This window comes from Scandinavium sp., from assembly GCF_032012665.1.
In the GTDB taxonomy this organism is placed as follows: Bacteria; Pseudomonadota; Gammaproteobacteria; order Enterobacterales; family Enterobacteriaceae; genus Scandinavium.
Genome location: NZ_DALZVG010000006.1, coordinates 119941 through 140021 on the forward strand (window position 1 = coordinate 119941; position 20081 = coordinate 140021).

The following is a 20081-nucleotide window of genomic DNA, read 5'->3' on the forward strand; positions in this document are numbered from 1 at the left end:
TATTCATCAGTGCCTTGAATACCTGCCAGAATTAATGATCTGTTCCTCGCGCGTTTTTTTCGTTACCTTGAATCTGTTTACAAAAATTTAATAATTCAGAGGCAGGGTATGACGCGGAAAGACGGGTTGTTGGCGCTGTTGGTGGTGGTGGTCTGGGGACTGAACTTTGTGGTCATCAAACTAGGGCTGCACAACATGCCGCCGCTGATGTTGGCCGGTTTACGTTTTATGCTGGTCGCCGTGCCCGCCATTTTCTTCGTCGCCCGCCCGAAAATTCCGCTCTCATTGTTGCTCGGCTATGGCCTGACCATCAGCTTCGGTCAGTTTGCCTTCCTGTTCTGCGCCATTAAATCTGGAATGCCCGCCGGGCTGGCTTCTTTGGTGCTTCAGGCGCAGGCGTTTTTCACCATTATTCTTGGCGCATTTGTCTTCGGTGAACGGCTTCAGGGCAAGCAGCTGGCGGGCATTACGCTTGCCGTCTTTGGTGTGCTGGTGCTGATTGAGGCCAGCCTCAACGGGCAGCACGTCGCAATACTCGGCTTTTTCCTGACGCTGGCGGCAGCCTTCAGCTGGGCATGCGGGAATATTTTTAACAAGAAAATTATGCAGCATGAGGCGCGTCCGGCGGTGATGTCGCTGGTGGTGTGGAGTGCGCTGATCCCGATTCTGCCGTTTATGCTGGCCTCTTATCTGCTGGAGGGGCCGACGGCGATGGTGCAAAGCCTGGTGAACATCGATCTCACAACGATTTTGTCGCTGGTCTATCTTGCGTTTGTGGCGACCATTATCGGCTATGGCATCTGGGGTTCGCTGCTGGGACGTTATGAAACCTGGCGCGTGGCACCGCTCTCTTTGCTGGTACCGGTTGTCGGAATTGCCAGCGCGGCACTGCTGCTGGGTGAAACGCTGTCAACGCTTCAGCTGCTGGGGGCGCTGCTGATTATGGCGGGGCTGTATATCAACGTGTTTGGCCTGAGGATCCGGCGGGTAAAAGCAGTGCAGGGGTAAGGCTAAAAGAAAAAAGCCCCGCAAAAGCGGGGCAAAAAAGTTACTGGGAGTTTCCGTTATAGTAAGGTACGCCCAGTTCGTCGGATTTGTCGCTGCCGGAACCCATGTGGTTGAAGTCAAACGGTGACTTGTCCTGGGTTGACGGCATAATCATGGTGTCGTGGCTACCGTGACTCGCCGGTAACGTGGATTGCTCCGCAAAACTCTGGCCGGAGACCAGCACCAATAAGGTGAGGGCGGCGGAGGCGAACAGTTTCATTTTTTCCTCGATACGTCTTGTGCAGGCGATTAACAATTACAGTGGTTTAGTGGCATCAGATAACGCGACTCGCCGGGCATATTGGTGATGCGGTATTTGTGCGGCGGTACGTCGAAATAGTTCTTAAAGGTGCGCGTCAGCGTCTGCTGGGATTCGAAACCATAGCGTTCGGCCAGATACAGGATCGGCTCGTTGCTTTGCTTAAGCTTCTGTGCGATTTCAGTGAGCTTACGGCTGCGAATATACTGCCCCAGGGAGTGTCCTGTTTCTTTCTTGAACATCCGCTGCAGGTGCCACTTCGAGTAACCGGAGCGTTCTGACACCTTTTCAAGCGACAGTGGTGACTCCAGATTGCTCTCGATCCAGTCCAAAATGCTATGAATAGTGATAGCGTCAGTATTACGTCTGGACATCGTCTTACCTCTTTTTTCTTCTGTTACGGCAGGATTTTCTTGAGCAGAAGCTCAAGGGCTGCGACCTCGTCCGCCGTTAAGTTTTTTGTTAATTCCTGATGCAGGTTCTGTCCCACCAGCTGGTGGCATTGCTCACATATTGCTGCGCCGTCCGGTGTCAGTTGCACCAGCACGCCGCGCTTATCATTCGGGTTAGGCAGACGTTCAATCCAGCCTTTGCAAGCCAGGCGGTCAAGCATTCGGGTCAGGGCACCGAGATCGACCGACAGCGCTTTTTTCAGCTCAACCGGAGTGATGCACACTGCGCAGCGAACAGAACAAAGCGTTTTAAACTGCGAAGCGGTGATATCCATTGGCGACAGATAGTCGTTCAGTAAACGATCTTTTTTCTGGTTGACCATATGGATCAAGCGACCAAGTGGAATGATTTCGTTAAACAGGTCACTGGTGCTTTTCACAAAGGTTGCCCTGGCAAGTAGTTTAGTTGCTGGCGATATTATTGCCCAGGCAACCATAAGTCAATCGAATGAATAAGCTAATCACACTTTTTGCTAAAGTCAGATGGATCACACTTTTACGTCTTTATTCTGCTTATTTGATAACTGTCCGTTATGTGTTTGCATGGCAAAAAAAAGACAACATTTAACCATGGCATGGGCTGCGGGAATGCTCTTATACTCAGCCGGCAGGTGACTGCTATCACAGGAGTGTTTTTTATGCTGGATTTGTTTAAAGCCATTGGCCTTGGGCTGGTGGTAATTTTGCCGCTGGCAAACCCGCTGACCACCGTGGCGTTGTTCCTTGGCCTTGCCGGGAATATGAACAGCGCCGAACGCAATCGTCAGTCGCTGATGGCCTCGGTGTACGTGTTCGCGATCATGATGGTGGCGTACTACGCCGGCCAGGTGGTGATGAACACCTTCGGGATCTCTATTCCCGGTCTGCGTATTGCCGGTGGCCTTATCGTGGCGTTTATTGGTTTCCGGATGCTGTTCCCGCAGCAAAAAGCCCACGATTCGCCTGAAGCGCGGCACAAGTCGGAAGAACTGGAGGATGAGCCAACGGCGAATATCGCCTTTGTGCCGCTGGCGATGCCAAGTACGGCCGGGCCGGGGACGATTGCGATGATCATCAGTTCGGCGTCTACCGTGAAGCACGGCGTCGATTTCCCGGACTGGGTGGTATGGATAGCCCCGCCGCTGATTTTCCTGTCGGTGTCAGTGATTCTGTGGGGCTGTCTGCGCAGCTCCGGGGCAATTATGCGCCTGGTCGGAAAGGGCGGCATCGAAGCCATCTCCCGCCTGATGGGCTTCCTGCTGGTCTGCATGGGCGTGCAGTTCATTATTAACGGCGTGCTGGAAATTATTTCGACGTATCCGGCATGATCTTATTTTAAAAGCATCATTCACACCCAAGGAAGAGTATTTTATGCCACTTGTTCGTCTTTCTCTTATTCCTCTGCTGGCCGCTTTTTGCGTGCCAGCGTTTGCCCAGACGCTGCCTCTGGATAAAGCCAAAGAAGCGGAGACGCAACTTAAAGCGCGCGTGGGTTATGCAGAGCTGGAGCTCTCCAGCGGTAAAGTATTGAGTGGCTACCGTGCTACTGAACGTTTTCCGATGATGAGTACGTTCAAAGTGCTGCTCTGCGGCGCGGTTCTGGCCCGGGTTGACGAAGGTAAAGAACAACTCGATCGACGTGTCAGCTATCAAAAAAGCGATCTTATCGTCTACTCACCCGTGACTGAAAAACATCTGACTGACGGGATGACCCTCGGCGAATTATGTGAAGCCGCCATCACCATGAGCGATAACACAGCGGCGAATTTGCTGCTTAAGGCCATTGGTGGCCCGCAAAAGCTCACCGATTTCTTGCGTAAAGCGGGTGACAATGTAACGCGCCTCGACCGTTGGGAGCCTGAACTGAACGAGGCGCTACCTGGCGATAGCCGTGATACAACGACCCCGGAGCATATGGCGCAGACGCTGCGTCAACTTTTAACCGGTAATGTGCTGACTGCCGCCTCGCAAAAGCAATTAATCAACTGGATGACAGCGGACAAAGTCGCGGGGCCACTGTTGCGCTCGGTGCTTCCTCAGGGATGGTTTATTGCCGACAAATCCGGGGCGGGTGAGCGCGGCGCTCGTGGCATCGTGGCGGCGATGGGGCCTGACGGAAAACCTTCACGCATTGTGGTGATTTACTTAACCGAGACCCAGGCCACGATGAACGAGCGTAATGCTCAGATTGCAGAGATTGGCGATGCGCTGATTAAACACTGGTAAGCTGGTAGAAAGAAAAAGGTGGCAAACGCCACCTTTTTTTACTGCTGCGGTTGTTCCTCGAGCGCCACCGGCCAGCGGCGGAAAATAATCACCGACCAGATAAGTGCGGCCAGCGCGGGCACCGCGCCGATATAGCCAATATCGGCCATGGATAAGTGCAAACTTATTTGATTCCCGACCAGCGCACCGGCGCCAATCCCGATGTTAAAGATCCCCGAAAACAACGCCATCGCCACGTCCGTGGCATCGGGTGCAATCGCCAGCACCTTCACCTGCATTCCAAGACCGATCACCATAATGGCAATACCCCACACAATGCTCAGGAGAGTCAGGTGTAGTTCGCTTTGCGCCGCAGCCAGCAGCAGCACCAGGCAGACCGTCATCAGGGCGATGGCACCGCTGACGAGTGATGAAGCATGACGATTACCCAGCTTACCGAACACGATTGAACCGATAATGCCCGCACCGCCAAGGGTAAGCAGCAGCAAGGTGGCGAAGTTGGCGTTAAACCCGGCGACGTTAATCACAAAAGGTTCGATATAGCTGTAGGCCGTGTAATGGGCAGTGATGACGACGACGGTCAGTAAATAGAGGCTCATCAGCGCCGGGCGGCGGAACAACAGCGGCAGGCTTTTCAACGAACCGGAATGCTCGCTCGGTATCTTCGGCAGCAGTTTGATCAGCGCCATCAGAGTGATGAGCGCGCCGAGGCCGATAACAAAGAAGGTCGTACGCCAGCCGAAATACTGCCCAACGACGCGACCAATCGGCAGGCCAAGCACCATCGCCAGCGCCGTGCCGGTGGCGATCAGGCTAAGCGCCTGCGCGCGTTTCCCGGCCGGAGCAAGCCGGATAGCCAGCGATGCGGTAATCGACCAGAATACCGCGTGGGCGAATGCGATGCCGATACGACTAATTACGAGCACGTTAAAATTCCACGCCAGGAAAGAGAGTACATGGCTTGCAATAAATAACACAAATAACCCGATCAGCAGCTTACGGCGCTCCATCTGGCTGGTGAGCAGCATAAACGGCAGGGACATCAGCGCCACGACCCAGGCGTAGATGGTCAGCATGATGCCAACCTGTGCGGTTTCCATTGAGAAACTACGGGCAATATCAGACAGCAGTCCTACCGGGACAAACTCAGTGGTGTTGAAAATAAAGGCGGCGATGGCAAGGGTAACCACGCGCAGCCACGCGACCTTGCGGGAGACTGTGTTTGTTGTCATAGCACTTGTCTTGATGGTTTGCGGGAGGAAGAGAAGGCGATCTTAAAACCATCGTTGTGCAAAACACAATCGTTTTGTGACTGAGATCGCATAACGGAAGCTTGTGGCCGAAGATGCGTCATCCGCTCGTATTTTGCCGCCAAAGGCGCTATTAATGTTGCTAAGTCGTTATAAAAACAAAGGATAGAGACTATGCAGGAAATTCCGTTTTACATGGTAGATGCCTTCAGCGACCGCACGTTTGGCGGCAATGCGGCGGCGGTTTGCCCGCTTGTGGAGTGGCTGCCGGATGCGACTTTGCTGAAGATGGCGCAGGAGCATAACCAGTCAGAAACCGCCTTCTTTGTGCGAACCGACGGCGGCTTCGAGCTACGCTGGTTCACCACTCAGGGGGAAATCAATCTCTGCGGTCACGCCACGCTTGCCAGCGCCCACGTTATTTTTGAATTTCTGGATTATCCCCATACGGAAATCCGTTTCTCTACCCGTTTTGTTGGCGAGCTGATCGTCACCCGCAGCGGCGACTGGCTGACGCTTAATTTCCCGGCGTGGAAAACGGAACCCGCGGATCCGCCTGCGCTTCTGCTGAAGGCGCTTGGCATTGAAAACTATGAAGAAGTACGTGTCGCTCGGGATTACCTGGTGGTGCTGAATAATCAGCATCAGGTGGAGGCGCTCACGCCCGATATCCATGCCATGCTGCCGCTTGGCAAAATGGTCTGCGTGACGGCACCGGGCGATAAGCATGACTTCGTGAGTCGATTCTTCTGTCCGGGCGAAAGCGTGGCGGAAGATCCTGTTACCGGCTCGGCGCACAGTATGCTGATTCCCTACTGGGGGGAGAAACTGAGCAAAACGCAGATGATGGCCCGCCAGGTTTCCGCCAGAGGCGGTGAGCTGCGCTGCGAATGGAAGGGCGATCGTGTGCTGATTGGCGGGCAGGCGACCACTTATCTGATCGGCAGCGTTTTTCTGCGTGAAGGAGAGATGTGATGCAAACGCTCCCCGTCTGGCTGGTCGACGCCTTCAGCGAGAATAATTTTACCGGAAACCCTGCCGCCGTCTGCGCGCTTGAGCGCTGGCTGCCGGACGACCAGCTGTTGCAAATGGCGCAGCAGCACAATCAATCCGAAACGGCTTTCTTTATTCCGGCGAAAGGCGGCTTCGAACTGCGCTGGTTCACCACGCTCGTGGAGGTCAATCTGTGCGGTCACGCTACGCTTGCCACCGCGCATGTCATCTTTAACCATCTCGATTACCCGGATGCGCGCATTCATTTTGATACCGCCTCTGGTCGTTTGACGGTCAGTCGCGATGGGGAATGGATGACGCTCGATTTCCCGGCAGGACAAACGGCAGAACTGACGCCACCGCCTGATATGCTGAAAGCGCTTGGGGTTACGCACTATCGCCACGCACGCAAGGGGCGCGCCTGGCTCATTGAGCTGGATAATCGTGAGCAGGTCGAGGTGCTTATGCCTGATTTCGCTGCCATGCTCCCGGATGAACACAAAGTTTGCGTGACGGCGAAGGGCGATGATAAGTACGATTTTGTCAGCCGCTTCTTCTCGCCGGGCGTGGCGGTGCCTGAAGATCCGGTCACGGGCTCGGCGCACACGATGCTGATTCCCTACTGGAGTGAAAAACTCGGGAAAACGACCATGCTGGCGCGTCAGGTTTCGGCACGCGGCGGCGATGTGCGCTGTGAACTCCGGGGTGACCGCGTGCAGATGAGCGGCACGGCGGTCACCTGGATGCAGGGCAAGATCCTGCTGCGTTAAGCTTGTGTATCGGAAGGCTGCGCTTCATCCAGCAGGGTAATAAACGCCTCAAGCTGGCGGGTCATGCCACCGCGTCGCCAGACGAGCCAGGTGGTCAGCCAGCGCCATTTTTCGGCCAGCGGCCAGGCATCCACCTGATGATGTCCCGGCATGCTTTCCAGCATGCTGCGGGGGATCATCGCCAGCCCCGCGCCAGCAATCACGCACGCCAGCATGCCGTGATAGGACTCCATCTCATGAATGCGTCCTGGCGTCGCGCGGTCTGCGTGGAACCAGCTTTCAAAATGACGGCGGTAGGAGCAGTTGGCGCGAAAGGCGTAAATGCTGGTGCCGTTGACGTCGCTGGCTCGCGTAACCTGCGGGTGACCTTTTGGGGCGACGATCATCATCTCTTCCTGATAGACCGGCACGCCTTCAAGATTTGGATGTACCACCGGGCCGTCGACAAAAGCGGCGCTGAGCCTGCCTTCCGTCACGCCGTCAATCATCGTACCCGACGGGCCGGTTGCCAGATCGAACTGAATCTTCGGATAGCGCTGGTTATATAACGCGAGCGTCGGCGGAATACGCACTGCGGCGGTACTTTCCAGCGAGCCGAGCGAGAACAGTCCCTGCGGCTCATCTCCGGCAACCACCATCCTCGCTTCATCCACCAGGGCTAAAATCTGCTGGCTGTAGCGCAGAAAGCTGTGCCCGGCGGGGGAAAGACGCAGGCGCTGATTCTCACGAATGAACAGCTCAACACCCAGATCGGCCTCCAGCTGACGAATACGGGTTGTCAGGTTTGAGGGCACGCGATGCACTTTCTGCGCGGCCTGGGTAATGCTGCCGGTCTGCGCGACGGCGTTGAACATCTCAAGCTGGGTCAAATCCATTGTGTTCTCATATTGTGAATAGGGTGGTTAATATTATTCATTATTCATAAATAGCAGAGTGGGGCAGTATCAGGCAACAGCCTCACTGAACAGAGAGAACAAAATGACATCACCTGCAACTCACGCTATTTCCCTCAACCCGGCAACGGGCGAGACTTTTTTCAGTCTGCCGTGGGCGACAAGCGACGAAGTCAACCAGGCCGTAGCGCTGGCCGATTCTGGGTTCCGCCAGTGGAAACGTATTCCCGTGGCGGAACGTGCAGATGCATTGCGCAAGGTTGGCGCTGTGCTCCGCCAGCACGCTGAAGAGATGGCGCTGCTCATCAGCCGTGAAATCGGCAAGCCGATTGCACAGGCTCGGGGTGAAGTGGCCAAGTCAGCCAACCTCTGCGACTGGTATGCGGAGCACGGTCCGGCGATGCTTGCCACCGAAGCGACTCAGGTCGAGCAGAACAAAGCAGTGATCGAATATCGCCCGCTGGGCCCGATTATGGCGGTGATGCCGTGGAACTTCCCGCTTTGGCAGGTAATGCGCGGCGCTGTGCCGATTCTGCTGGCCGGTAACAGCTACCTGCTGAAGCACGCCCCAAACGTGATGGGCAGTGCAAAGCTGATTGGTGAGATCTTCACGGAAGCGGGCATTCCTGCTGGCGTGTTCGGCTGGGTGAATGCCACCAATGACGGTGTATCGCAGATGATTAACGACCCGCGTGTTGCCGCCGTCACGCTGACCGGCAGCATGCGTGCCGGGAAGGTGATTGGCGCGCAGGCCGGTGCGGCGCTCAAAAAATGCGTGCTTGAACTGGGCGGATCCGATCCGTTTATCGTCCTTAACGATGCCGATATTGATGAGGCAGTTAAAGCGGCGGTAGTTGGCCGTTATCAGAATACCGGGCAGGTCTGCGCCGCCGCGAAACGTTTTATCGTCGAAGCCGGTATTGCTGATGCCTTCACTGAGAAGTTTGTGGCTGCGGCTGCGAAGCTCAAAATGGGCAATCCGGAAGACGAGCAAAACTATCTCGGTCCTATGGCCCGGTACGATCTGCGTGATGAACTGCACAACCAGGTGACGGCCACACTGGAAGAGGGCGCGACCCTGCTGCTCGGCGGCGAGAAGATAGCCGGGAAGGGCAACTACTACGCGGCGACGGTGTTAGGCAACGTCACGCCATCCATGACGGCCTTCCGTCAGGAGATGTTTGGCCCGGTTGCGGCAATTACCGTCGCCCGCGATGCCGAGCATGCTCTGGCGCTGGCGAACGACAGCGACTTCGGCCTGTCGGCAACCGTCTACACGGCGGATGAAAAGCTGGCGCAGCGCTTTGCTGACGAGCTGGAGTGCGGCGGCGTGTTCATCAACGGCTACAGCGCCTCGGATGCCCGCGTGGCGTTTGGCGGCGTGAAGAAAAGCGGTTTCGGCCGCGAACTGTCGCATTTTGGTCTGCACGAGTTCTGTAATGTGCAAACCGTGTGGAAGGATCGTCACTGATTCTCTGAATCCTTTGCCCGGCGGCGCAGGCTTGCCGGGCCTACAATATTGCAGGCCCGGCAAGCAGCGGCGCCGCCAGCCACATCCCACACCTTTCCTGTCATGGTTCTGTCATTTTCATTTCGTACACTCGTGTCTAACATGTTGTTATAGATGAAAATTATGAACTTAATACAAATTCCTCGTCGTTTTCTCCGTCGCTTTTTCCCGCAGCATTTTGGTTTACTTGCCGGCGTGTTTACCATCATTGGGCTGTTCTGCGCGCTGCAAATAGCCTCTTCGTTTTTGCTCTCCTGGTCGCTGCATAATGCACGCCTGAGCGAGCAGCATAATCAAAGAGCACATTTGCAGCAGGTCCACGTCGATCGGGCTCGCGTGTCTTTGCTCGCGGCAAGCGATCTGCTCAATCGCGCGGGCGTCTATTTCATGCAGGATAAAGAAACAGGCTCGGTGGGCAGCTCTGATGGCTTGCTGCAGGATGCACGCGCGAGTCTTAAGGTCTCGCAAAAAGCCTGGCAGGCGTGGCTGGCAATGAGCCCGCCGCGGGATGAAGCTTTGATCGACAGCTATAAGCAGTTTTATGGCGCTATTGAAGAGCAGCTTAACGGCCTGCAAAAGACGCAATCCATCGATGCCTTTTTTGCCGTGCCGGTGCAGGCTTTCCAGAGCGACTTCAACGACAACTACGCCCGCTTTCAGGCCGCCAGTGAACGGCAAGCTTCAGAGGGGCGTGAATCCCTGATGGCAAGTCTTACGCATCTCCAGCAGCTGTTTATGCTGGCCCCGGCGGCTTTACTTGTGGTGGCTCTGCTGATGTGGCGTGGGATGTCGCGCTGGGTGATCGTGCCGCTGCGACGTTTAATCACGCATATTAAAAGCCTGGCTGATGGCGATCTCTCTCAGCCGTTGCCGCAAGTTTCGCAGGTAAACCGTGAGGTGGCGCAAATCAGCACTACGCTTGCCGATATGCAAAGCGGTCTGCAACGGCTCGTGGCCCAGGTCAGCGATGCCACCGGATCGATTACCGGTAATGTTTCGCGTCTGGCGCAGAGCAATGAGGCGCTCTCCCTGCAGGCAGAAAAGCAGACGCAGGAGCTTGACGACGTGACGCGTCATATTGCCTCACTGGAATCGCATGTGGAAGGGAACGCCGGCTATGCGGGGCTCGCCCGTGAGCGGGCGGAGGAGGCGAGTCAGATGGTGGCGGGCGGCGATCGCATGATGGTCACGGTGAACGCTTCCATGCAGGCAATCGTGGCGCGTTCCGCCGAAATGCGAGGGATCGTTGCGATGATCGACAGCGTGGCGTTTCAGACCAATATTCTGGCGCTCAATGCGGCGATTGAAGCGGCTCATGCGGGCAACCAGGGGCGCGGTTTCGCGGTGGTGGCCAGAGAAGTTGGGCTGCTGGCCCGACAGAGCAGCGAATCGACGCAGACCATTCAGGGACTCATCAATCACTCATTACAGGGAATTGAAGAGGGCTCACAGGCGGTCGGGCGACTGGAAGATAACCTGCAGCAGGTGACTCTGCTGGTGAGCAATCTGAGTACGCTACTGACGGAGATTTCACAGGCCACGCTGAATCAGGGTGAAAATATTCATCAGGTGACGCGCCAGCTGCATTCCCTTAATCAGGTTGCCGGAAAAACGGGAGACCTGGTGATGGCCAGTGCCGCCTCATCCCGCCATCTTGAAACCAGCGCACAGCAGCTGATGCAGGCGGTAATGCGCTTTCGTCTGCCGGCCTGACGCTGCTATACTCGCAGGCCGAAAAAGGCCTGCGGGCAAGGAGCTACAGTGGCAATGGTCATCAATAACGACATGCTGGCATCGATTCTGGCAGAGGTAAAACCGCTGATAGGACAAGGCAAAGTGGCGGATTACATTCCGGCTCTCGCCTGCGTGGATGGCAATAAGCTCGGGATCGCCATCAGCACCGTTGACGGCCAGTATTTCTGTGCCGGAGATGCGCAGGAGCGTTTTTCCGTGCAGTCGATCTCAAAAGTCCTGAGCCTGGTGGTGGCGATGAATCACTACGAGGAAGAGGAGATTTGGCAGCGCGTTGGTAAAGATCCCTCCGGGCAGCCGTTTAACTCGCTGTTGCAGCTTGAGATTGAGCAGGGGATCCCGCGCAATCCGTTCATCAATGCCGGGGCGCTGGTCGTTTGCGACATGCTGCAAAGCCGCCTCAGCGCGCCGCGTCAGCGAATGCTGGAGATTGTCCGTGAGCTTTCTGGCGTGGACGACATCGCCTATGACGCCGTAGTGGCACGCTCTGAGTTCGATCATTCTGCTCGTAACGCCGCCATTGCCTGGCTCATGAAGTCGTTCGGCAACTTTCATAATGACGTCACGACCGTTTTACAAAACTACTTCCATTACTGCTCGCTGAAGATGAGCTGCGCTGAACTTGCGCGCACTTTCCTGTTCCTCGCCAACCAGGGCCACTTCCCGGAGCGCGATCGTCCTGTTATCACGCCATTACAGACCCGCCAGGTCAACGCCCTGATGGCGACCAGCGGCATGTATCAGAACGCCGGAGAGTTTGCCTGGCGCGTGGGGCTGCCGGCGAAATCCGGCGTGGGCGGCGGAATTGTGGCGATTGTGCCGCATGAAATGGCGATTGCGGTCTGGAGCCCTCAGCTCGATGCGGCAGGGAACTCCCTGGCGGGGATCGCGGTGCTCGAGAAGCTTTCCCAGCGTCTGGGGCGGTCGATTTACTGATGGTTTCTCTGGAAAGCTTATTCGGTCGACTTTCCCGTTCGCCGTTTCGTGCCCGCTTTCGTTTAGGCGAGAAAGAGCGGCAATACTGTTGGGATAAAGGCGCGGAAGTTATCGACCAGCACGCCGCCGATTTTGTCGCAAAGCGTCTTGCACCTGCCCATCCGCATAATGACGGCAAACAGACGCCCATGCGCGGTCATCCGGTATTTATCGCTCAGCATGCCACAGCCACCTGCTGTCGGGGCTGCCTCGCGAAATGGCATAACATTGACGCGGGCAGGGAACTCACTTCGCAGGAACAGCACTATATCGTCGGGGTCATCCACCACTGGTTGGTATTGCAAATGAATAACAAATAACTAACACGGAGAATTGTTAATACGCGCATTGTGATCAATAGTAGATACTATTACCGATCATTTACCTGTAATTCCCTGAATAATTGCCCCTCGCGATTATATGGAAAGATAATTAATGCGTTCGATTTCCGTCCCCCGGTTTACCGTATTCAGCGAAGCACACGCCCTGCGTAATGCCTTTTTCCTGTTTGTTATTACCACGCTGTTTTACGCCGTTGGGGCCATGCTTCGGCTTGTGCAGGAGCTGTCGCTATTCTGGCCGTTGAACGCAGTTATGGCGGCAATATTTGCCCGCTACGTTTGGCTGAACCGCTGGCATTATTACGCCATCTGCTATGGCGCGATGCTGCTCTTTGACGTGATGACCACGCAATGGGGGCTGGCGTCGCTGGTGATTAACGCCTCGAATATGGTGTTTATCGTTATGGTGGCGCAGCTGGTGATGCGCGATAAGCGGCAGGCGGGAACGGAGCCCGGGCCAATGAATGCGCTACGGCTGTTCTATTATTGCCTTATTTCAGCCGTCTTTTGTGCGCTGTTGGGGGCATTAGGATCCGAGGGGATCGATCGGCAATCTTTTATGCCGCTGTTTGCGGACTGGTTCAGCGAGCAATTTTCTACAGGCGTGCTGATTTTGCCTTGCGTAATGACCATGACGCTGCCGCATGAAATTCCTCGCATTCGCTGGAATCTGCTTCTTCCGGCGCTAACGCTGGTGCTTTCCGTTGTAGCGGCCATCGCCGTGGGCGGCGCGGGGAGCCTTGCTTTTCCACTCCCGGCGCTTATCTGGTGCGCCATTCGCTACCCGCTGCCGGTAACCTGTGCGCTGACGCTGGTGACGGGCGCAAGTGAAATCATCCTGGTGGCGAACTCGATTATCAACCTTGCGGTTTCCGGGCCCCTGCAAACCCCACAGCTGTTTTCCACGCGTCTGGGTATCGCCACGCTTGCGATTAGCCCGGTGATTGTCGCGACCAGCGTGGCGGCCATCAATAACCTGATTCGTCAGGTATCGCTACGTGCCGATTTCGATTTTCTGACCCGTGTTTATTCACGTTCAGGTCTTTATGAAGCGCTGAAAAACCAGTCGGGAAGCGCCGGACAGCACCTGACGGTGATGCTGCTGGATATCGACTTCTTCAAAAGCGTGAACGACAACTATGGCCATGAATGCGGCGATTACGTGCTGGCCGCGTTTGCCCGCCAGGTACATGATGCGGTCGGAGATGAGGGGCTGGTGGCTCGAATGGGGGGAGAAGAGTTTGTGATAGCGGCCAGAACCGACAATCCGCTGAACGGTTTTCATCTGGCAGAGAAAATTCGCCTGCGCATTGAGTCTTATGTCTTCCAGTGGCGACAGCAGCCGCTGCGCGTGACGGTCAGCATTGGTACCGGCAACGGAACGCAGGGAGACAGAGCGGTGATTGACGTCTTTAACGAACTGCTGGTGGAAGCCGATGAATACCTTTATCGCGCTAAAAAAGCAGGGCGAAACAAAACCTGTGCCCGACACCTCGCTGAAGAGGGTGTCCTGAATTCAGTCGCCTCCTGATGCAGGGTGACACTGTCACCTTCAGGCTTGATAATTGAGCCAAAACAGTCAACTATCTCAAGTGATAGCGTGTGGGCTCAGGTCAAAGAAAATACGATAACGCTGACCTCTCATCGGAAAAGTTGCATTCAATGAACGATTTTGACCAACAGAATACGAATGATAAGGTCCCCGGAATGCGGTTCGTTCGCCGTATGTATCTGATGCGCATTTTGGGTACATTTCTCTGTTTTTTCCCCATTCTTTCCACTCTCGATGAACTCGATCGTGCGCTCTGGCTGCGTGTGCTGCTGACCGTGAATGCTTTCGTCTGGCCGACGCTGGCTTATCTGCGCGCCCGCAATGCGCGCGTGCCGCTGGTGGCTGAACATCAGAATCTGCTTATCGAGGCCGGCGCGGGCGGATTCTGGATAGCCATGATGGCGCTTAACCCTCTGCCTTCCGTAGTGATTGCCACGATCCTCCTCGCCGATCGCATGGCGGCGGGAGGCGTGGTGCTGATGCGTAAAGCCGCAGTGATAATGCTCAGCGTTTTCGCCGTTACCTGGCTCTGCACTGGAATGGACATTCGCCCTGACGTATCGCCGCGAACGATGTTTGCCACGCTGCCGCTGATCGCCATTTATCTGCTGGCGCTGTGCACATTAACGGACATTCTGGCGGCTAAGCTCAGACAAAAAAGCCAGGAGCTGGAGCGGATTGCGATGAAGGACCCACTGCTGGACATTGCCAACCGTCGCCTGCTGGAGAAACGTATCGCCTGGGAGCTGAGCCGCCTGCAAAATGCCTGCGGCGATTCGGCGCTGGTGTTTATCGATCTGGATAACTTTAAGGACGTAAACGATCGTTATGGTCATAAAGTGGGTGACGCGATGCTCCAGACGGTATCGCAGATTTTACACGTTGCCACCCGCAGCACCGACACGCCGGCCCGGCTTGGCGGCGATGAATTTGTGGTTTTGCTCCCTGATACCTCGCAGGAAGAGGCCGTCATGATTGCCCACCGCATTATGGAAGCGACCGCCGTCATTACCGTGCTGCCGGACAGCAAGCTACCGCTGACGTTGAGCATCGGTGTGGCCTGCGCGCGGCCGGATATGGAGGACGTCGATGCCTGGCTGAAAGCCGCCGATGACGCCCTTTATGAAGCAAAAAGGCGTGGGAAGAATCAAATCTTCGCTCACTGATTTTCCGTTCCCGTAAAAACGATTCAATCCAGGCTAAGCTGTTAATACTTCTGCATGAGGAGAGATGATGAAGAGTCCAGATATCCCGGCAAATGAAGTCCAGCGCCTGACCTCTCTGCGGGAGTCTGGCATTCTCAATACGGGTGAACCGGCTCGTTTCGATCGCCTGACGCGCCTTGCCCGTCACCTTTTCAACGTGCCGATGGCGATGGTGAGCCTGGTGGATGCCGAATCGCTGGTGTTTAAGTCCTGTGACGGGCTGTGCTATGCCACATTGCCGCGTCAGCTCTCTTTTTGCGGCCACGTTATTCTCAGCGACAACCCGCTTATTGTGCCCGATGCAATGCAGGATTCGCGCTTCAGCGATAACCCTCTGGTGACCGGCGACCCGCATATCCGCTTTTACGCTGGCCATCCGCTGAGACTGCCTGACGGAGCCATGGTTGGGGCGTTCTGCTTACTCGGCCATGACGCACGTTCGTTTAGCAGCGAAGAACAGGCGCTGCTGCACGATCTGGCGGCGATTGTGGAAGATGAATTTAAGGCGATAAGCGAAGCCACCACCGATTCCCTGACCGGGTTATTCAACCGTCGTGGCTTCGAGCATCTGGCGAACTTCGCCATTGCCTCCGCTGAACGTCGCGCTGAACCGCTGACGCTCGGCTGGCTCGACCTCGACAAATTCAAACAGATTAACGATCGCTATGGTCATGCTGAAGGCGATTGTGCGCTGAGGGAAATGGCGAGGCTGCTGACTAAAGCGTTTCGTAATACCGATTTGCTGGTCCGCCATGGTGGCGACGAATTTGGGATTTTGTTTTCCGATACGGACGAAAGCGGGGCATGGATCGCGATGCAGCACCTGACTGAAGAGGCCAATGCGTTCAACCAGACGTCCGGCAAACCCTGGGCGCTGGCGTTTTCCTGGGGAGTGAGTGAAGTCAACCATGATGATGTTCGCGACGTATCAGGCCTGCTGCGCACGGCGGACAAACGCATGTACGCCATGAAGCAGCAGCATGAAGCCGACTTGCCGATGAATAAGTAATCCCTCTGGCTGAAACGTTGTGTTATCAAACTGTTAAGTAGATAGTGAGGGGTCTTCATAAGGAGCCCTCATGACCTCGTCCATTCGTCTGATTTCCCTTTCACAATCTGATATTTTACAGCGCCTTCCTGAACTGACCGGGATGCTTGTCGATAGCGTTATCGGCGGGGCCTCCGTCAGCTTTATGCTGCCGTTCCATCCCGATAAAGCCGTGGCCTTCTGGCAGAAGGTTGCGCAAAGCGTTGCCGCCGGTGAACGCACGGTTCTTGCCGCTGAACAGGCTGATGGCACTTTGGTAGGGACGGTGCAGCTGATCACCGATCTGCCTGAAAATCAACCCCATCGGGCCGAAGTGGCAAAGCTGTTGGTCCACTCTCGCGGTCGTCGGCAGGGCATTGCCCGTAAGCTGATGGCTGAGCTGGAAGCTGAAGCAAAGCGGCAGGGGAAAACGGTGCTTGTGCTGGATACTTCAACCGGCAGCGGCGCGGAGCATTTCTATCAACAGTGCGGCTGGCAAAAGGCCGGGGAAATCCCACGCTATGCGCTGATGCCGGAAGGGGAACTCACCGCGACCTCGGTGTTTTACAAATTTGTTTAAACCGCGCAGAAAAGCTGCCGCCCTTTGATCAAAACAGGGTTTCCTGGTTTTAAAGTCTGCTAAGTTATTGGACCAATAACGAAGGCTATATGACCAATCAATAAGGGAAACCCATGATGAAAACCGTTAACCGCCTCGACTTTCCCGGCGCTCAGTACCCTGAACGCATTATTCAGTTTGGCGAAGGCAACTTTTTACGCGCGTTTGTCGACTGGCAAATTGACCTTCTGAACGAACACACCGATCTCAACGCTGGTGTGACGGTGGTTCGTCCTATCGACAGCGACTTTCCGCCGTCGCTCAGCACCCAGGATGGCCTCTACACCACCCTTATTCGCGGCCTGAACGAGCAGGGTGAAGCGGTCAGTGAGACAAGACTTATCCGTTCCGTTAACCGTGAAATCAGCGCTTACCGCGATTACGCCGAATTCCTCAGGCTGGCCCACAACCCGGACATCCGTTTCGTGTTCTCTAACACCACGGAAGCGGGCATTAGCTATCACGCGGGCGATAAGTTCGATGACGCGCCGGCCGTGAGCTATCCGGCAAAACTGACCCGGCTGCTGTTCGAGCGCTACAGCTACTTCAACGGTGCCGCAGATAAAGGCTGGATCATCATTCCGTGTGAACTGATTGATTACAACGGTGAGGCGCTGCGTGAGCTGGTACTGCGCTACGCACAGGAATGGGCGCTTCCGGCAGAATTTGTGGCATGGCTGAATACCGCTAATGCGTTTTGCTCCACGCTGGTCGACCGTATCGTGACGGGTTATCCGCGAGAAGAGGCTGCCCAGCTTGAAGCAGAACTGGGTTATAAAGATGCCTTCCTTGATACCGCTGAACATTTCTACTTATTCGTTATTCAGGGACCAAAAACGCTGGCCAGCGAACTGCGGCTTGATAAATTTCCGCTCAACGTGCTGATTGTTGATGACATCAAACCGTACAAAGAGCGCAAAGTGGCGATTCTGAACGGCGCTCACACGGCGCTGGTGCCGGTCGCTTATCAGGCCGGGCTGGATACCGTCGGTGAGGCGATGAACGATGCGCAAGTGTGCGCGTTTGTTGAAAAAGCGATTTGTCAGGAAATCATCCCGGTGCTGGATTTACCGCGAGATGAGCTGGCGTCGTTCGCCAGTGCGGTGACGGGGCGTTTCCGCAACCCGTACATTAAGCACCAGCTTCTGTCGATTGCGCTTAACGGCATGACCAAATTCCGCACCCGTATTTTGCCGCAGCTGCTGGCAGGGCAGGCTACAAACGGAAAACTCCCCCCACGCCTGACCTTTGCGCTTGCGGCGCTGATTGCGTTTTACCGGGCTGAACGTAACGGTGAGGGCTATCCCGTTCAGGATGACGCCTACTGGATCGAGCGCTATCAACAGCTCTGGATGCTACACCGTGATAAGCAAATCAGCACCGCATCGCTGGTTGAGTCGGTACTGGCGGTGAAAGAGCACTGGGAGGAGAATCTGACGCAGGTACCAGGGCTGGTGCAACAGGTCACCCACGATCTGGATGCAATCCTCACGCAGGGTATGCGGGAAGCCGTTAAGCCGCTTTGTTGATAACACACCCGGCCATCGTGCCGGGTTTAAAACAGAACTAATTAGTTACAACATACATTTTGTTTGCTTTACTATTACTCATCAAACTCCTCTGCAAATATTCGTCTGGAAGGGCGTCATGAGCCGAATCTGCATTTTATTTGGCTCAGCCTGAAAAACGAATCTGATAGCGAGTATTACGCCCACGGCCTGGCGGTTTTTCGAGTAGCCCCTGTTCCGGTAGAAAGTAAAAATTTATCTTGTTATTAAAATGTAGCGAAATGTCGATATAAACTTGAAAGAGTGATTTGGATCACGTTAAAGTAACGCGCTTCCTTTTTGCAGAACCTCACTCATGATCCTCAGACCTCAAGAACACTGGCTGTCACGCATCTTCGTCTGGCATGGCTCGGTGCTATCGAAAATTTTCTCACGCCTGCTGCTGAATTTCCTGCTTTCCGTGGCCGTTATTGCCATGCTGCCGTGGTATACCTCGCTTGGCGTGAAGCTGACCGTCGCACCGTTCAGTATTCTTGGTGTGGCAATTGCCATTTTTCTCGGCTTTCGCAATAACGCCTGCTACGCACGCTACGTCGAGGCCCGTTTGCTGTGGGGGCAACTGATGATCGCCTCGCGCTCATTGTTGCGTGAAGTGAAAAATACGCTGCCGGATAATACAGACTGCGGACCGTTTGTCAGGCTGCAGGTTGCTTTCGTGCATTCGCTACGTATGCAGCTCCGGCGTTTACCGCAGGAACAGACGCTGGCGAAATACCTGACGGACGAGCAGCTCGCGCAAGTTGTGGCGGTACAGTCACCCGCGAACCACATTCTTTTGTTGATGGGAAACTGGCTGGCGGAATACCGTCAGAAGGGCGCGCTGTCGGATATTCTTTTCCATAGCCTCAACAACCGCCTGAACGATATGTCAGTCGTGCTGGCGGGCTGTGAGCGTATTGCGAACACGCCCGTACCGTTCGCCTATTCGTTAATTCTGCACCGTACCGTGTATCTGTTCTGCATCATGCTGCCGTTTGCGCTGGTGAGTGACCTCCACTACATGACACCGTTTGTTTCGATGCTAATTTCTTACACCTTTATCGCGCTGGACGTTCTGGCAGAAGAACTTGAAGAACCGTTCGGCGTGGAAAATAATGATCTGCCGCTGGATGCCATCAGCAACACCATAGAAATCGATCTGCTGCAGATGAACAACGAAACCCATATTCCGGCGAAAATCCTTCCCGACAAATGCTATCAGCTGACTTAAGGACTTCCGATGGACGTTGTGATTCGCGAAATTCAGGCCGCAGATAAAGCTCAGTGGCGCACGCTGTGGAACGGCTATAACCAGTTTTATGCGTCAACCGTCAGCGAAGCGATCACCGAAAAAACCTGGCAGCGCATACTGGATGAACGTTCATCCATTTATGGCCGGGTTGCGGTAGTGAACGGGGACGTGCAGGGCTTTGCCCATATTGTGCTGCATGAAGGAACGTGGGTCATCGCCCCCATTTGCTATCTTGAGGACCTGTTTGTTGCTCCTGAAACGCGCGGCCGCGGTCTTGCACGAAAGCTGATTCAGTCTTTGGTTGATGAAGGTAAAGCGGAGGGTTGGTCACGGCTGTACTGGCACACGCGGGAAAGTAACCCTGCCAGAAAGCTGTATGACCAGTTTACCGACGTTGAGGATTTTGTGCTTTATCGGATGAATCTATAGCCG

Annotated in this window: 21 protein-coding genes; 16 read left to right on the forward strand and 5 right to left on the reverse strand. The window is 55.2% G+C overall.

Annotation, left to right across the window (positions count from 1 at the left end):
- Positions 1 to 108: 108 nt before the first annotated feature.
- On the forward strand, positions 109 to 1008 hold the full coding sequence (gene eamA / locus RTU33_RS07680) for an O-acetylserine/cysteine exporter (RefSeq protein WP_312626418.1): 900 nt from the start codon (positions 109 to 111) through the stop codon (positions 1006 to 1008).
- Between the two features lie 40 nt (positions 1009 to 1048).
- Here the strand turns inward: eamA and marB are convergent, their stop codons facing one another.
- The 3 genes from marB to marR are packed head-to-tail and all read right to left on the reverse strand — an operon-like array spanning position 1049 to position 2138.
- Positions 1049 to 1267, reverse strand: a complete 219-nt coding sequence (marB, locus tag RTU33_RS07685) for a multiple antibiotic resistance protein MarB (RefSeq protein ID WP_312626419.1) — start codon at positions 1265 to 1267, stop codon at positions 1049 to 1051.
- Between the two features lie 29 nt (positions 1268 to 1296).
- Complete coding sequence (gene marA, locus RTU33_RS07690; RefSeq protein ID WP_312626420.1) at positions 1297 to 1680, reverse strand: MDR efflux pump AcrAB transcriptional activator MarA; 384 nt, start codon at positions 1678 to 1680, stop codon at positions 1297 to 1299.
- 23 nt (positions 1681 to 1703) lie between these two features.
- Positions 1704 to 2138 (reverse strand): multiple antibiotic resistance transcriptional regulator MarR, encoded by a 435-nt coding sequence (marR, locus tag RTU33_RS07695; protein WP_312626421.1) that lies wholly within the window; start codon positions 2136 to 2138, stop codon positions 1704 to 1706.
- Between the two features lie 258 nt (positions 2139 to 2396).
- On the opposite strand from marR, the gene RTU33_RS07700 reads away from it, so the two are divergent.
- Positions 2397 to 3065: a MarC family NAAT transporter gene (locus tag RTU33_RS07700; RefSeq protein WP_312626422.1), complete on the forward strand. Its 669-nt coding sequence runs from the start codon at positions 2397 to 2399 to the stop codon at positions 3063 to 3065.
- A gap of 43 nt (positions 3066 to 3108) precedes the next feature.
- Complete coding sequence (gene bla / locus RTU33_RS07705; protein WP_312626423.1) at positions 3109 to 3963, forward strand: class A beta-lactamase; 855 nt, start codon at positions 3109 to 3111, stop codon at positions 3961 to 3963.
- A gap of 38 nt (positions 3964 to 4001) precedes the next feature.
- Here the strand turns inward: bla and RTU33_RS07710 are convergent, their stop codons facing one another.
- Positions 4002 to 5195 carry a sugar transporter gene (locus RTU33_RS07710; RefSeq protein WP_312626424.1) on the reverse strand — a complete coding sequence of 398 codons (1194 nt, stop codon included), beginning with the start codon at positions 5193 to 5195 and terminating at the stop codon, positions 4002 to 4004.
- Between the two features lie 192 nt (positions 5196 to 5387).
- On the opposite strand from RTU33_RS07710, the gene RTU33_RS07715 reads away from it, so the two are divergent.
- Positions 5388 to 6188: a PhzF family phenazine biosynthesis protein gene (locus RTU33_RS07715; protein WP_312626425.1), complete on the forward strand. Its 801-nt coding sequence runs from the start codon at positions 5388 to 5390 to the stop codon at positions 6186 to 6188.
- Positions 6188 to 6976, forward strand: a complete 789-nt coding sequence (locus RTU33_RS07720; protein ID WP_312626426.1) for a PhzF family phenazine biosynthesis protein — start codon at positions 6188 to 6190, stop codon at positions 6974 to 6976. The genes RTU33_RS07715 and RTU33_RS07720 overlap by 1 nt, the downstream gene beginning before the upstream one ends.
- On the opposite strand, the gene ptrR is transcribed toward RTU33_RS07720, so the two are convergent.
- Positions 6973 to 7851: a putrescine utilization regulator PtrR gene (gene ptrR, locus RTU33_RS07725; RefSeq protein ID WP_312626427.1), complete on the reverse strand. Its 879-nt coding sequence runs from the start codon at positions 7849 to 7851 to the stop codon at positions 6973 to 6975. The two genes, RTU33_RS07720 and ptrR, sit on opposite strands and share 4 nt — an antisense overlap.
- A gap of 103 nt (positions 7852 to 7954) precedes the next feature.
- Between ptrR and sad the strand changes: the two genes are divergently transcribed.
- From sad to RTU33_RS07780, 11 genes are all read left to right on the forward strand, one after another.
- Complete coding sequence (gene sad, locus RTU33_RS07730; RefSeq protein ID WP_312626428.1) at positions 7955 to 9340, forward strand: succinate-semialdehyde dehydrogenase; 1386 nt, start codon at positions 7955 to 7957, stop codon at positions 9338 to 9340.
- Positions 9341 to 9502: 162 nt separating this feature from the next.
- Positions 9503 to 11092, forward strand: a complete 1590-nt coding sequence (locus tag RTU33_RS07735) for a methyl-accepting chemotaxis protein (RefSeq protein WP_312626429.1) — start codon at positions 9503 to 9505, stop codon at positions 11090 to 11092.
- Between the two features lie 54 nt (positions 11093 to 11146).
- On the forward strand, positions 11147 to 12067 hold the full coding sequence (gene glsB / locus RTU33_RS07740; protein WP_409438232.1) for a glutaminase B: 921 nt from the start codon (positions 11147 to 11149) through the stop codon (positions 12065 to 12067).
- Entirely contained in the window at positions 12067 to 12426 is a 360-nt protein-coding gene (locus RTU33_RS07745) for a DUF4186 domain-containing protein (protein ID WP_312626431.1), read from the forward strand. Before glsB ends, RTU33_RS07745 begins: the two co-directional genes overlap by 1 nt.
- 115 nt (positions 12427 to 12541) lie before the next feature.
- Positions 12542 to 13978, forward strand: coding sequence for a GGDEF domain-containing protein (locus RTU33_RS07750; RefSeq protein ID WP_312626432.1), 1437 nt, complete (start codon positions 12542 to 12544; stop codon positions 13976 to 13978).
- 194 nt (positions 13979 to 14172) lie between these two features.
- Positions 14173 to 15165 (forward strand): diguanylate cyclase, encoded by a 993-nt coding sequence (locus RTU33_RS07755; RefSeq protein WP_312626499.1) that lies wholly within the window; start codon positions 14173 to 14175, stop codon positions 15163 to 15165.
- Between the two features lie 67 nt (positions 15166 to 15232).
- Positions 15233 to 16213, forward strand: coding sequence for a sensor domain-containing diguanylate cyclase (locus RTU33_RS07760; protein WP_312626500.1), 981 nt, complete (start codon positions 15233 to 15235; stop codon positions 16211 to 16213).
- Between the two features lie 70 nt (positions 16214 to 16283).
- Entirely contained in the window at positions 16284 to 16811 is a 528-nt protein-coding gene (locus tag RTU33_RS07765; protein WP_312626433.1) for a GNAT family N-acetyltransferase, read from the forward strand.
- A 116-nt stretch (positions 16812 to 16927) separates the two neighbouring features.
- A complete protein-coding gene (locus RTU33_RS07770; protein ID WP_312626501.1) occupies positions 16928 to 18379 on the forward strand; it encodes a tagaturonate reductase in 1452 nt (483 codons plus the stop codon).
- A 334-nt stretch (positions 18380 to 18713) separates the two neighbouring features.
- Complete coding sequence (locus RTU33_RS07775; RefSeq protein ID WP_312626435.1) at positions 18714 to 19628, forward strand: bestrophin family ion channel; 915 nt, start codon at positions 18714 to 18716, stop codon at positions 19626 to 19628.
- 9 nt (positions 19629 to 19637) lie between these two features.
- Complete coding sequence (locus RTU33_RS07780) at positions 19638 to 20078, forward strand: GNAT family N-acetyltransferase (RefSeq protein WP_312626437.1); 441 nt, start codon at positions 19638 to 19640, stop codon at positions 20076 to 20078.
- Positions 20079 to 20081: the final 3 nt, after the last annotated feature.